This is a genomic window from Citrobacter sp. CK199 (genome assembly GCF_030333285.1).
GTDB classification, from domain to species: Bacteria; Pseudomonadota; Gammaproteobacteria; order Enterobacterales; family Enterobacteriaceae; genus Citrobacter_B; species Citrobacter_B koseri.
The window spans coordinates 16,100-28,924 of the sequence record NZ_JAOWGF010000022.1 but is presented as its reverse complement, the minus strand read 5'-3'; the positions used below and the strand labels follow the sequence as shown (position 1 = coordinate 28,924).

Here is a 12,825-nt window from a genome sequence, read left to right as displayed (position 1 = left end):
CACTGCAAAGGCAGGTTCTTTAAGGTAAGGAGGTGATCCAACCGCAGGTTCCCCTACGGTTACCTTGTTACGACTTCACCCCAGTCATGAATCACAAAGTGGTAAGCGCCCTCCCGAAGGTTAAGCTACCTACTTCTTTTGCAACCCACTCCCATGGTGTGACGGGCGGTGTGTACAAGGCCCGGGAACGTATTCACCGTGGCATTCTGATCCACGATTACTAGCGATTCCGACTTCATGGAGTCGAGTTGCAGACTCCAATCCGGACTACGACATACTTTATGAGGTCCGCTTGCTCTCGCGAGGTCGCTTCTCTTTGTATATGCCATTGTAGCACGTGTGTAGCCCTGGTCGTAAGGGCCATGATGACTTGACGTCATCCCCACCTTCCTCCAGTTTATCACTGGCAGTCTCCTTTGAGTTCCCGGCCGGACCGCTGGCAACAAAGGATAAGGGTTGCGCTCGTTGCGGGACTTAACCCAACATTTCACAACACGAGCTGACGACAGCCATGCAGCACCTGTCTCACGGTTCCCGAAGGCACATTCTCATCTCTGAAAACTTCCGTGGATGTCAAGACCAGGTAAGGTTCTTCGCGTTGCATCGAATTAAACCACATGCTCCACCGCTTGTGCGGGCCCCCGTCAATTCATTTGAGTTTTAACCTTGCGGCCGTACTCCCCAGGCGGTCGACTTAACGCGTTAGCTCCGGAAGCCACGCCTCAAGGGCACAACCTCCAAGTCGACATCGTTTACGGCGTGGACTACCAGGGTATCTAATCCTGTTTGCTCCCCACGCTTTCGCACCTGAGCGTCAGTCTTCGTCCAGGGGGCCGCCTTCGCCACCGGTATTCCTCCAGATCTCTACGCATTTCACCGCTACACCTGGAATTCTACCCCCCTCTACGAGACTCAAGCCTGCCAGTATCAGATGCAGTTCCCAGGTTGAGCCCGGGGATTTCACATCTGACTTAACAGACCGCCTGCGTGCGCTTTACGCCCAGTAATTCCGATTAACGCTTGCACCCTCCGTATTACCGCGGCTGCTGGCACGGAGTTAGCCGGTGCTTCTTCTGCGGGTAACGTCAATTGCTGCGGTTATTAACCACAACACCTTCCTCCCCGCTGAAAGTACTTTACAACCCGAAGGCCTTCTTCATACACGCGGCATGGCTGCATCAGGCTTGCGCCCATTGTGCAATATTCCCCACTGCTGCCTCCCGTAGGAGTCTGGACCGTGTCTCAGTTCCAGTGTGGCTGGTCATCCTCTCAGACCAGCTAGGGATCGTCGCCTTGGTGAGCCGTTACCCCACCAACAAGCTAATCCCATCTGGGCACATCTGATGGCAAGAGGCCCGAAGGTCCCCCTCTTTGGTCTTGCGACGTTATGCGGTATTAGCTACCGTTTCCAGTAGTTATCCCCCTCCATCAGGCAGTTTCCCAGACATTACTCACCCGTCCGCCACTCGTCAGCAAAGCAGCAAGCTGCTTCCTGTTACCGTTCGACTTGCATGTGTTAGGCCTGCCGCCAGCGTTCAATCTGAGCCATGATCAAACTCTTCAATTTAAGTTTGATGCTCGTGAATTAAACTTCGTAATGAATTACGTGTTCACTCAGAGACTTGGTATTCATTTATTGTCCGAAGACATTAAGAATCCATGTCACTTTGAGTGCCCACACAGATTGTCTGATAAATTGTTAAAGAGCAGTTGCGACGCGCTTTAGCGCTCTGTCGCGAGGTGGCGTATATTACGCTTTCCTCTTTCAGAGTCAACCCCATTTTTCAGGATTTTTCTCTTCGTTGTTCCGACCATCTTGTGAAGCGTTTCACTTTGTCGTCTCAACGGAGGCGCATTATAGGGATCCCATTTTTTTGCACAAGCGTTTTTTGGATCTTTTTTGCTGAATGCCTGTTTTTTACCCCTTTCGCTACATTCCTGCGCAATTTGGCTGATTTTTGATAGCTGAAACACTTGCGTAGCGCCAATAATCCAACCAAAGTCTTCATTACTGTTCTCTTTCGTTGAGGTAAACATGTCTGACGTATTACGTCCTTATAAGGATCTTTTCCCACAGATCGGGCAACGCGTGATGATCGATTCCAGTAGCGTCGTCATTGGCGATGTTCGTCTGGCTGATGACGTCGGGATCTGGCCGCTGGTCGTCATTCGTGGCGATGTGAACTATGTAGAGATTGGCGCCCGCTCAAATATCCAGGACGGCAGCGTGCTGCATGTGACGCACAAATCCACCACTAACCCGCAAGGTAATCCGCTTATTGTGGGTGAAGATGTCACTGTCGGGCATAAAGTCATGCTCCACGGCTGCACTATCGGCAACCGGGTTCTGGTTGGCATGGGGTCCATTCTGCTGGATGGCGCGGTAATAGAAGATGACGTCATGATCGGCGCTGGCAGCCTGGTGCCGCAAAACAAGCGCCTGGAAAGCGGCTATCTGTATCTGGGGAGTCCGGTGAAGCAGATCCGTCCGCTAAGTGATGAAGAGAAAGCCGGGCTACAGTACTCCGCAAATAACTATGTGAAATGGAAAGATGAATACCTGAGTCAGGACAGCCAGACCCAACCCTGATCGTCTTCTTGCTGGGACTGGATCAACGCTTCCGCTTCTTCTTCCAGATCCCAGCGATGTTCACAAAAGTCTGCCAGCCACCGTTCTGGCGTATCGCCGCCAAAGCGATGCGCCAGTGTGATTCCCTTGATAGCACACATTAACTGCATCCCATTCACCAGAGCGGGAAAGCTAACGGCCTCAAGGTCCGCGTCCCACTCTTCTCTGTCAGGAAACTGAATAGCCTGGTTCATGCCGACAGTTCCTGCTTCAGCGTTGCAATAACAGGTTCCACGTCAGGCAACACGCCATGCCAGAGAAAAACAGCATGCGCGGCTTGCCCCACCAGCATCCCCAAACCATCGGCATACCGTTTTGCCCCTTGCTCCGCACACCAGGCAAGGAACGGCGTATTCCCCTTTTGATAAAACATATCGTAGCAACAGACAGCAGGATGAATGAGCGATGACGGGATCGCGGGAATATCACCGCTAATTCCACTGGATGTCGCATTGATGATCAGATCGAATTCATGGCCTTCCAGCGCATCAAGACGAAGGGCCTGAACACTGCCGGTATGAGCGAAGATTTGCGCCAGTTCTTCAGCACGGGAAGCGGTTCGGTTCGCAATAGTAACCGCACAATCCATTGATAGCAGCGGTAACAGTACGCCCCTGGAAGCCCCCCCTGCCCCAATCAGCAGGATGCGTAGCCCCGGACGAATGAAAGATAAACGTTCAAGATCGCTCAACAGACCGATGCCGTCGGTGTTATCCCCCAGCAAGCGACCATCATCAAGGCGTTTCAGGGTATTCACCGCCCCGGCAAGCGCCGCACGCTCCGTCAGTGCATCTGCGCGTGCAAACGCTTCCTCTTTAAAAGGAACGGTAACGTTCGCCCCTTTCCCTCCTTGCGCAAAGAAGGCGTTAAGGGTATTCACGAAATCATCAACCGGCGCCAGAACACGCCCATAGGGATGATCTATCTTCAGTTGCTGCGCAAACTGCTGATGAATAAATGGCGACTTGCTGTGCGCAATCGGGTTACCAAAAACGGCATAGGTTTCCATCGTATTACCCCTGTCGAAACAGCTCGCCCGTCAGGGCATCACGAATTTCAGAAGGATTCAGGCGTCCTCCCGTTTCACCCTCAACAACGGGGAAATCCGCGCCAAACTGCGCCCGTACTTCTTCGACCGTGCGGCAGGGAGGCAACCCTGTCAAATTCGCACTGGTGGAAACTAACGGTTTGCCATAAGCCAGGCACAATGAGACCACCAGCGGGTGATCCGTAACGCGAACCGCCAGCGAATCAAAACGTCCCGTCAACCAGCGCGGCGTTGTCGCCGGTGCAGGAAAAACAAATGTCACCGGGCCAGGCCAGCACGCAAAGATCGCTTCTCGTTGCGTATCTGTCAGCATGCTGTCATCAATATATGGCTTAAGCTGCTCAAAATTTGCCGCAATTAAAATGAGGCCTTTTTCAACCGGACGCTGTTTCAATTCCAGTAAGCGGTTGACCGCCGTTTCACTATCAGGATCGCACCCGACACCGAAAACAGCTTCTGTGGGATACGCGATGACACATTCTTTATGCAGTACCGCTACCGCTGCCGCGATAGCGTCTGTGGGCAGGTTATTATTCACTTTGTTGTTCCGCCGGAACCGGCTTTCCACATTGTTTACTGGCGCAAAAGTGCTTCACACCCTGCGCGGTTTTCTTTTCGATGAGTAGCGGATAGTGACATTCAGGACACTCTCCGGCTATCGGTTTGAAGTTAATGACAAACTGACATTCAGGATAGCGATCGCAGGAATGAAAGGTTTTACCATAACGGGAACGCCGTTGAACCAGATGACCTTTTTGGCACTGAGGGCAGGTAATGGCAGTTTCGTCTGGTTTGTCGATCAGTTCGGTATGGCCACACGCGGGGTAGTCACTGCAACCGATAAACATGCCGAACCGCCCCTGCCGCAATACCAGCTCCGCACCACATGCCGGGCAAAACTTCCCCTCCAGAACTTTGACGATATGTCCGTCTGCTGACGATTTCAGCGGACGGACATAATCACATTCTGGATAGTGTGAGCAGCCGAGAAAAGGACCATGTTTCCCGGAGCGAATAACAAGTTCAGCCCCGCACTGTGGGCAGGGCTCATTTTTATGCACCGTAAACAGTGCTGATTTAGCCATAACAACTCATGCTGAATGAAGATCGATTAATGCAGCATACCTTCATTCACTTCAAAGAGTAATTCTTCCATTTGCTGATACGCATTTTCACAACCCGGAATGTTAAATAAAACCATCAGGATCACCCACTTCAGGTCTTCCAGATCGAATTCTGCGGTATCCAGCGCGAGCACGCGTTCAATCACCATTTCTCGCGTTTCGAGGTTTAGCACCTGAATCTGCTCGAGGAATAACAGAAACCCCCGACAGCTGGCATCCAGTCGATTGCACTCCTCTGCCGTGTAAATACGTACGGAGAGCGGATCGGAAGCCAGTTGCATAGGTTCGGCGAGGCCTTCCTGATAATCAGCAAGCTTTTCCAGCCACAGTAGCGCGTTGTAGATGTCTTCACGGTCAAAGCCAGCGTCGGTAAGATCCCGTTCCAGTTTGTCCTGATCCACACGCAATTCAGCTTCGTTATGGATGTAAGTCTCAAACAAATACATTAGTACGTCGAACATGGCTTGCCCTCCTTAATCGGACATAGCCGCCGGGTACAGCTGCGATCCATCCTGCTAACTCCAGTTCGAGTAGCTGAGCCACTACCTCTGGCACAGGTTGGCCGGCACGTTCAGCGACGACGTCAACAGGTGTTACCTCATCTCCTACGTTAGCCAGGAGCATAGGAAATGGCAATGCTGCGACTTCCTGATCTGGTGAATAAAGTGAATTTTCGGCCTCATCTGGCAGCCAATGTAAGCCGTATTGCAAATTTTCCAGAATATCCTCTGGCGCCGTCACAAGAGTGGCGCCCTGTTTGATCAACCAATGCGGCCCTTCACTGCCAGGGCTGCCTATCGGCCCTGGCAAGGCAAAGACATCCCTCCCTTGCTCCAGCGCACAGCGCGCGGTAACCAAAGAGCCGCTTCGTAGTGCCGCTTCAACAACCAGCACGCCTTTGCTCAGGCCGCTAATGATGCGGTTTCGTCGGGGAAAATGGTGCGGTAAAGGGAGCGTCGCTAATGGAAACTCCGACACCAGCGCGCCACCGGCGTCTATCAGCCCCTCAGCCAGCCGGGTATGTCGTCGGGGATGGATACTTCCCAGACCGTTGCCCAGCACAGCCACGCTTTTCCCGTTCGCGTTTAAGGCGGCTTTATGCGCAACGCCATCAACTCCTCTCGCCAGCCCGCTGGTAATCGTCACCCCTTTTACGGCAAGACTTTCACAGAACAAGCGCCCCCATCGCTCGCCATACCAGGAAGGTGTCCGGCTTCCTACGACGCCAAGCTGGAAGTTCTGGAGACATTCTGGATCACCCGCAACAAAAAAAGCGCCGGGATAATCTGCAATCGCATTCAACTGTGCCGGATAACGCGCGCTGCCGGCCAGAATCAAATGGTGATGAGGTTGCTCAAGCCAGTGCTGCGCGTCATCCAGCGCTTTTTGCGGGACGGTTAAAAAGCGTTCCGCTTGTCGGGACGTTAACCCTGCGTTCTGAAGCAAAGTCTTATCAATCTGACGCTGTTGTATGAGCAAATTCGCAATGCTCAACATTGCATCGCCATACAATTCACTCACATGCATCAAACGTAACCAAATTTCGGTACGGGTCATCCTTTATCCCCCTGCCACAAGCTGTCCTGGCAATCTTTGCGATTGGTCACTGATGCTGTCAATCGGAGGGGGTTTTGTCTAGAATAGAGGTAATAATCTTTCCAACTCCTGAACACAACTCTGGATAATTATGGCAGTTTTGCAAGTGTTACATATTCCGGACGAGCGTCTTCGCAAAGTCGCAAAACCGGTAGAAGAAGTGAATGCAGAAATTCAGCGTATCGTCGATGATATGTTCGAAACGATGTATGCAGAAGAAGGTATTGGCCTGGCGGCAACGCAGGTCGATATTCATCAACGTATCATCGTGATTGATGTTTCGGAAAACCGCGACGAGCGTCTGGTGTTAATCAACCCGGAACTGCTGGAAAAAAGCGGTGAGACGGGGATTGAAGAAGGCTGTCTGTCTATTCCAGAACAGCGTGCTTTAGTGCCGCGTGCGGAGAAAGTGAAAATTCGCGCACTCGACCGCGACGGTCAATCTTTTGAGCTGGAAGCAGACGGCCTGTTGGCTATCTGTATTCAGCACGAGATGGATCACCTGGTTGGTAAACTGTTTATTGATTATCTGTCGCCGCTGAAGCAACAACGTATTCGTCAGAAAGTTGAGAAACTCGACCGCCTGAACGCCCGAGCTTAAGGACAAGAATCAACGTGTCTGACTCACTACGTATTATTTTTGCGGGTACACCTGACTTTGCAGCGCGTCATCTTGACGCGCTGTTGTCTTCTGGACACAACGTCGTTGGCGTGTTTACCCAACCCGACCGCCCGGCAGGACGCGGTAAAAAGCTGATGCCCAGCCCGGTGAAAGTGCTGGCGGAAGAGAAAGGAATAGCGGTTTTTCAGCCCGCCTCCTTGCGCCCACAAGAAAACCAGCATTTAGTCGCAGACTTACACGCTGACGTAATGGTCGTGGTGGCGTATGGCCTGATTCTGCCAAAAGCGGTGCTTGATATGCCGCGACTCGGCTGCATCAACGTTCACGGTTCCCTGCTCCCGCGCTGGCGTGGCGCTGCGCCGATCCAACGTTCACTTTGGGCTGGTGATGCCGAAACGGGCGTCACCATCATGCAAATGGATGTGGGTCTGGATACTGGCGATATGCTCTATAAACTTGCCTGTCCAATCACCGCGGAAGACACCAGCGGCACGCTGTATGACAAGCTGGCGGATCTTGGTCCACAGGGGCTGATTGAAACGCTGAAACAGTTAGAAAACGGTACCGCGAAGCCAGAAGTACAGGACAACGCCCTGGCCACTCACGCTGAGAAACTTAGCAAAGAAGAGGCGCGTATGGACTGGTCTCTCTCTGCTGCACAGCTTGAACGCTGCATCCGCGCCTTTAATCCCTGGCCAATGAGCTGGATGGAAATTGACGGTCAGCCGGTAAAAGTGTGGCAGGCGTCAGTGATAGAGCGCGTAACGCAAGCGGAACCGGGCACCATTCTTGACGCGACTAAACAAGGTATTCAGGTTGCAACCGGCAACGGCATCCTGAACCTGCTCTCCCTTCAACCCGCAGGTAAGAAGGCAATGAGCGCGCAGGATCTTTTAAATTCACGTCGGGAATGGTTTATTCCTGGCAACCGTCTGGCCTGACGGTCACGTCTTACTACGCCCGGTGTTACCGGGCATTTTTATTTTTGCGGTTATGAAAAAACAAAATTTACGCAGTCTGGCGGCACAGGCCGTTGAGCAGGTTGTTGAGCAAGGGCAATCTTTAAGTAATGTCCTGCCACCACTACAGCAAAAAGTCTCCGATAAAGACAAAGCGCTGCTTCAGGAGCTGTGCTTTGGCGTGTTGCGCACCCTTTCGCAGCTGGAGTGGCTGATTAATAAATTAATGTCTCGCCCGATGACCGGTAAGCAACGCACCGTGCATTACCTGATCATGGTAGGGTTTTACCAGCTATTGCACACACGAATTCCACCACATGCGGCCCTCGCAGAAACGGTTGAAGGTGCTGTTGCTATTAAGCGCCCACAGCTTAAGGGGCTGATCAATGGCGTTTTGCGTCAGTTTCAGCGTCAGCAGGAGGCGTTGCTGGCTGAGTTTGCGACCAGCGAGGCGCGTTTTCTGCATCCGTCCTGGCTGCTAAAGCGCCTGCAAAAATCCTATCCCACCCAATGGGAAGCGATTGTCGAAGCCAACAACCAACGTCCTCCAATGTGGCTACGCGTGAACCGTACACATCATTCACGCGACAGCTGGCTCGCGTTATTGCAGGACGCAGGAATGAACGGTTTTCCCCACTCGACCTATCCTGACGCCCTACGTCTTGAGTCTCCGGCGCCGGTTCATGCCTTGCCCGGCTTTGAAGAGGGTTGGGTAACGGTTCAGGATGCTGCCGCGCAAGGCTGTGTTAGCTTCCTCGCCCCACAAAACGGCGAGCAAATCCTGGATTTGTGCGCCGCACCGGGGGGTAAAACAACGCATATACTCGAAGCCGCGCCTGAAGCGCAGGTGTTGGCTGTCGATGTCGACGAACAGCGTCTTTCACGCGTTTACGATAACCTTAAACGTCTGGGGATGAAGGCAACCGTCAAACAGGGTGATGGTCGATATCCCGCGCAATGGTGTGGCGAGCAGAAATTTGACCGTATTCTGCTGGATGCGCCTTGTTCAGCCACCGGCGTCATTCGTCGTCACCCGGATATCAAATGGCTACGCCGCGATCGTGATATTGCTGAACTGGCAAAATTACAGTCGGAAATTCTGGATGCCATATGGCCACATTTAAAGTCAGGCGGAACACTGGTCTACGCGACCTGTTCTGTCCTGCCGGAAGAGAATAGCCAACAGATTCAGGCTTTTTTACAGCGCACCCCGGACGCCACCCTGACCGGCACCGGAACCCCCGCTCAACCGGGCGTGCAAAATCTGCCAGGTGCGGAAGAAGGTGACGGCTTCTTTTACGCTAAGCTAATCAAAAAGTGATGAGATAACGGGTCGCGACTGATGAAAATTATCATTCTGGGCGCAGGGCAGGTCGGCGGCACGCTGGCTGAAAACCTGGTCGGAGAGAACAACGACATCACGGTGGTCGATATCAATGGCGAACGCCTGCGTAGTTTACAGGACAAGTTCGATCTCCGCGTCGTGCAAGGGCATGGCTCTCACCCCCGCGTGCTGCGTGAAGCGGGTGCAGACGATGCGGATATGCTGGTCGCCGTGACCAGTTCCGATGAAACGAATATGGTCGCCTGCCAAGTGGCCTATTCACTCTTCAATACGCCAAATCGTATCGCCCGTATCCGCTCGCCAGATTATGTCCGCGATGCGGATAAACTCTTCCACTCTGAAGCCGTCCCCATCGACCATCTTATTGCGCCAGAGCAACTGGTCATCGATAACATTTATCGCCTGATCGAATATCCTGGCGCATTGCAGGTCGTTAATTTCGCCGAAGGTAAAGTCAGTCTTGCGGTAGTGAAAGCCTATTATGGCGGGCCGCTGATCGGGAACGCGTTATCCACGATGCGTGAGCATATGCCGCATATTGATACCCGCGTCGCCGCGATATTCCGTCATGACCGCCCCATTCGCCCCCAGGGTTCGACTATTGTAGAAGCAGGCGATGAAGTCTTTTTCATTGCCGCATCGCAGCATATCCGTGCGGTAATGAGCGAACTGCAACGTCTGGAGAAACCCTATAAGCGTATTATGTTAGTCGGCGGGGGAAATATCGGTGCCGGTCTCGCGCGTCGTCTGGAAAAAGATTACAGCGTCAAACTGATCGAGCGCGATCAACAGCGGGCCTCCGAACTTGCCGAAAAACTGCAAAATACGATCGTCTTTTTTGGCGATGCGTCGGATCAGGAACTGCTGGCTGAAGAGCATATTGATCAGGTTGATCTGTTTATTGCAGTCACCAACGATGATGAAGCCAACATTATGTCGGCAATGCTGGCCAAACGGATGGGTGCGAAGAAAGTAATGGTGCTCATTCAACGTCGCGCCTATGTGGATCTCGTCCAGGGGAGCGTCATTGATATTGCCATTTCACCACAGCAGGCCACGATTTCCGCGTTACTCAGCCATGTGCGTAAAGCCGATATTGTGGGAGTGTCATCGCTACGTCGTGGTGTAGCAGAAGCAATTGAAGCCGTTGCCCACGGTGATGAAAGTACATCTCGCGTCGTAGGCCGTGCCATTGATGAAATTAAACTTCCACCGGGAACAATAATTGGCGCAGTGGTTCGCGGTAACGATGTAATGATTGCCAATGACAATTTGCGCATTGAACAAGGCGATCATGTGATTATGTTCCTGACGGATAAAAAGTTTATTACCGACGTCGAACGCTTATTCCAGCCAAGTCCTTTCTTCCTGTAATTATTTGGGCGCTAATGCAGCGCCCTCTTTAATTCCCCTGTTTTATCAGGGCCTAATAAATGCTCCTTTAAACAATCCATAAATGGAAAATGCCTTAACATTTGTTAAACTTATAAACGTCTGTTGCATAGGGAGAATAAAATGAGCTTTATTAAAGAGTTTCGCGAATTCGCGATGCGCGGGAATGTTGTTGATTTGGCAGTGGGTGTGATTATTGGTGCGGCATTCGGGAAGATCGTTTCTTCTCTGGTTGCTGATATCATTATGCCGCCACTGGGATTGTTAATTGGCGGGATCGATTTTAAACAGTTTGCCTTTACGCTACGCGAAGCGCAGGGAGATATCCCGGCAGTCGTGATGCATTACGGTGTGTTTATTCAGAACGTCTTTGATTTTGTTATTGTGGCGTTTGCTATCTTCATGGCTATCAAACTGATCAACAAACTGAATCGTAAGAAAGAAGAACCGACGGAAGCGCCAGCGCCGACAACGGAAGAAGTATTGCTTTCTGAGATCCGCGATCTTCTGAAAGAACAAAACAACCGTTCTTAACAAGCCTTAATAAGCAGAAAGCCAGTGGTAAAAAAGTGATTCACTTTCTTGCCACTGGCCTCCCAGTTACCCCGATTGCCATGTTTGCCTTTACGCAGATAACTTCCTTTCCCTTTCTTATTTTTTTCAACACGTTGTCTGAAAAGCGGATCGTGCAGTAATGCCTCAATGGCGTTGTCTTTTATCTGCCCTTTCGTATGCTGATAACGACTCATAATAACTCCAGTTTGTATGGTTTAACGGCGTGAGTGTAGGCTCATCAGGTCAATAAATCAACACTCCTGCTTGACTCCGCTGGCGCCTTGTTCCAGTGCTTCCAGAATTGAACAATAGACGCTGCTGTGTGCCGTTCCACAGCAGGCATCGTTCAGCCTCTGCAATGAACGCTGCATGCTCTGTAATTCCGCAATTCGTGATTCGACCTCTTTCAGCCTTTCCTGCACGATTCCTTTCGACTCCTGGCAGGTATGGTGTTCGGGATCGACACGGATCGACAACAGTTCCCGGATCGACTCAAGCGTAAAACCCAACTGCCGGGCATAGCGGATAAACTTAAGGCGCTGAAGATCGTTTTCCGTGTAGAGTCGAAAACCACCCTCCGTACGCACTTCATGCTCCATCATCTGCTGCTTTTCATAGTAGCGGATGGTATCAGGCGTCACTTCTGCCAGCTTTGCCAGTTCACCAATACGATACATACAAGCTCCGTTAGTCATCATTAATCTTATGCAGCAGTTTATCTGCATATTCACCGCGTAAAAACCCGGTACTCAGCCCCGCCTGTCGTAGTTTTAGTTCAAGGAGCGATAAACGACGGCTCACTTCCTGATACTGTGGATCGTCCTGACGAATACCTTTAAGCAGATCCAGTAGCTGAATGGCTTCTTTACGCTGTTCAAGCTCCGGGGGAAGGCAACCGGCATTTTTGAGTAAACGGTAGCCAGTCCGTAGTTCAGGCGGCACATGTGAGTCATCATCCAGGGCCAGCGGCTCACCGCTGCCGGGCAGATTATCAAACTCACCTTTAGTCTGTGCATCTGTAATATGGCGCTCTGCCCACTGGTCCAGTAACCACATACAACAACTCCAGGGGATGAACAAAAAGAGTACAGATATTGTAGATAAGTGGGGATACGGCGGATATAAAAAAACCCGCCGGAGCGGGTTTTTTTACGTTACTACAGATTACTCTGCAGCAGCTTCTGCTTTCGACTCAGAACGATCAACCAGCTCGATGTATGCCATCGGCGCGTTGTCGCCTGCACGGAAGCCACACTTCAGAATGCGAGTGTAACCACCGGCGCGGCTCGCGAAACGCGGGCCCAGTTCGTTAAACAGTTTTGCCACGATCTCGTTATCACGAGTACGGGCGAATGCCAGACGACGATTAGCTACGCTATCAGTCTTGGCAAGAGTAATCAGCGGCTCAACTACGCGACGCAGCTCTTTCGCTTTAGGCAGGGTCGTCTTGATGATCTCATGACGAACCAGTGAACCTGCCATGTTGCGGAACATAGCCTGGCGATGGCTGCTGTTGCGGTTCAGTTGACGACCACTCTTACGATGGCGCATGACC

17 protein-coding genes and 1 rRNA gene are annotated in these 12,825 nt (G+C 51.8%); 6 read left to right on the top strand and 12 right to left on the bottom strand.

Annotation, left to right across the window (positions count from 1 at the left end; genetic code table 11):
- Positions 1 to 25: 25 nt before the first annotated feature.
- Both OGX75_RS03765 and OGX75_RS03760 read right to left on the bottom strand, forming a co-directional pair.
- A 16S ribosomal RNA gene (locus OGX75_RS03765) occupies positions 26 to 1,567 on the bottom strand.
- A 155-nt stretch (positions 1,568 to 1,722) separates the two neighbouring features.
- Positions 1,723 to 2,037, bottom strand: coding sequence for a hypothetical protein (locus OGX75_RS03760; RefSeq protein ID WP_147491759.1), 315 nt, complete (start codon positions 2,035 to 2,037; stop codon positions 1,723 to 1,725).
- Here OGX75_RS03760 and OGX75_RS03755 point away from each other — a divergent pair.
- A complete protein-coding gene (locus tag OGX75_RS03755) occupies positions 2,036 to 2,590 on the top strand; it encodes a gamma carbonic anhydrase family protein (protein ID WP_012135410.1) in 555 nt (184 codons plus the stop codon). The two genes, OGX75_RS03760 and OGX75_RS03755, sit on opposite strands and share 2 nt — an antisense overlap.
- Here OGX75_RS03755 and OGX75_RS03750 read toward each other — a convergent pair.
- Genes OGX75_RS03750 through dprA form a run of 6 tightly spaced genes read right to left on the bottom strand, consistent with a single transcriptional unit; the run spans position 2,566 to position 6,358 of the window.
- A complete protein-coding gene (locus OGX75_RS03750) occupies positions 2,566 to 2,823 on the bottom strand; it encodes a DUF1488 family protein (protein WP_153257908.1) in 258 nt (85 codons plus the stop codon). The genes OGX75_RS03755 and OGX75_RS03750 overlap by 25 nt on opposite strands.
- Entirely contained in the window at positions 2,820 to 3,638 is an 819-nt protein-coding gene (aroE, locus tag OGX75_RS03745) for a shikimate dehydrogenase (RefSeq protein WP_058668174.1), read from the bottom strand. The genes OGX75_RS03750 and aroE overlap by 4 nt, the downstream gene beginning before the upstream one ends.
- A 4-nt stretch (positions 3,639 to 3,642) precedes the next feature.
- On the bottom strand, positions 3,643 to 4,215 hold the full coding sequence (gene tsaC, locus OGX75_RS03740) for an L-threonylcarbamoyladenylate synthase type 1 TsaC (protein ID WP_058668175.1): 573 nt from the start codon (positions 4,213 to 4,215) through the stop codon (positions 3,643 to 3,645).
- Positions 4,208 to 4,762 (bottom strand): DNA topoisomerase family protein, encoded by a 555-nt coding sequence (locus OGX75_RS03735; protein WP_012135414.1) that lies wholly within the window; start codon positions 4,760 to 4,762, stop codon positions 4,208 to 4,210. Before OGX75_RS03735 ends, tsaC begins: the two co-directional genes overlap by 8 nt.
- Positions 4,763 to 4,788: 26 nt before the next feature.
- On the bottom strand, positions 4,789 to 5,262 hold the full coding sequence (gene smg, locus OGX75_RS03730; protein WP_024130999.1) for a DUF494 family protein Smg: 474 nt from the start codon (positions 5,260 to 5,262) through the stop codon (positions 4,789 to 4,791).
- The gene (gene dprA, locus OGX75_RS03725) at positions 5,234 to 6,358 is read right to left on the bottom strand and encodes a DNA-protecting protein DprA (RefSeq protein WP_047460860.1); all 1,125 of its coding nucleotides are present in this window, start codon (positions 6,356 to 6,358) and stop codon (positions 5,234 to 5,236) included. Before dprA ends, smg begins: the two co-directional genes overlap by 29 nt.
- Before the next feature lie 130 nt (positions 6,359 to 6,488).
- Here dprA and def point away from each other — a divergent pair, with 130 nt between their 5' ends.
- The 5 genes from def to mscL all read left to right on the top strand — a co-directional run bounded on the left by def (position 6,489) and on the right by mscL (position 11,249).
- Positions 6,489 to 6,998 (top strand): peptide deformylase, encoded by a 510-nt coding sequence (def, locus tag OGX75_RS03720; protein ID WP_047460857.1) that lies wholly within the window; start codon positions 6,489 to 6,491, stop codon positions 6,996 to 6,998.
- Between the two features lie 14 nt (positions 6,999 to 7,012).
- A complete protein-coding gene (gene fmt / locus OGX75_RS03715; RefSeq protein ID WP_153257910.1) occupies positions 7,013 to 7,960 on the top strand; it encodes a methionyl-tRNA formyltransferase in 948 nt (315 codons plus the stop codon).
- 52 nt (positions 7,961 to 8,012) lie between these two features.
- Entirely contained in the window at positions 8,013 to 9,299 is a 1,287-nt protein-coding gene (gene rsmB / locus OGX75_RS03710) for a 16S rRNA (cytosine(967)-C(5))-methyltransferase RsmB (RefSeq protein ID WP_248623434.1), read from the top strand.
- Positions 9,300 to 9,320: 21 nt separating this feature from the next.
- Positions 9,321 to 10,697, top strand: a complete 1,377-nt coding sequence (gene trkA, locus OGX75_RS03705) for a Trk system potassium transporter TrkA (RefSeq protein WP_012135420.1) — start codon at positions 9,321 to 9,323, stop codon at positions 10,695 to 10,697.
- Between the two features lie 141 nt (positions 10,698 to 10,838).
- Positions 10,839 to 11,249 (top strand): large-conductance mechanosensitive channel protein MscL, encoded by a 411-nt coding sequence (gene mscL, locus OGX75_RS03700; RefSeq protein ID WP_012135421.1) that lies wholly within the window; start codon positions 10,839 to 10,841, stop codon positions 11,247 to 11,249.
- Here mscL and arfA read toward each other — a convergent pair.
- From arfA to rplQ, 4 genes are all read right to left on the bottom strand, one after another.
- On the bottom strand, positions 11,246 to 11,464 hold the full coding sequence (gene arfA / locus OGX75_RS03695; protein WP_012135422.1) for an alternative ribosome-rescue factor ArfA: 219 nt from the start codon (positions 11,462 to 11,464) through the stop codon (positions 11,246 to 11,248). The genes mscL and arfA overlap by 4 nt on opposite strands.
- A 57-nt stretch (positions 11,465 to 11,521) precedes the next feature.
- Entirely contained in the window at positions 11,522 to 11,947 is a 426-nt protein-coding gene (zntR, locus tag OGX75_RS03690) for a Zn(2+)-responsive transcriptional regulator (protein WP_024131002.1), read from the bottom strand.
- A 10-nt stretch (positions 11,948 to 11,957) separates the two neighbouring features.
- Positions 11,958 to 12,326 (bottom strand): DnaJ family domain-containing protein, encoded by a 369-nt coding sequence (locus tag OGX75_RS03685; protein ID WP_104868115.1) that lies wholly within the window; start codon positions 12,324 to 12,326, stop codon positions 11,958 to 11,960.
- Between the two features lie 108 nt (positions 12,327 to 12,434).
- Positions 12,435 to 12,821, bottom strand: coding sequence for a 50S ribosomal protein L17 (gene rplQ, locus OGX75_RS03680; RefSeq protein WP_001216372.1), 387 nt, complete (start codon positions 12,819 to 12,821; stop codon positions 12,435 to 12,437).
- Positions 12,822 to 12,825 lie beyond the last annotated feature (4 nt).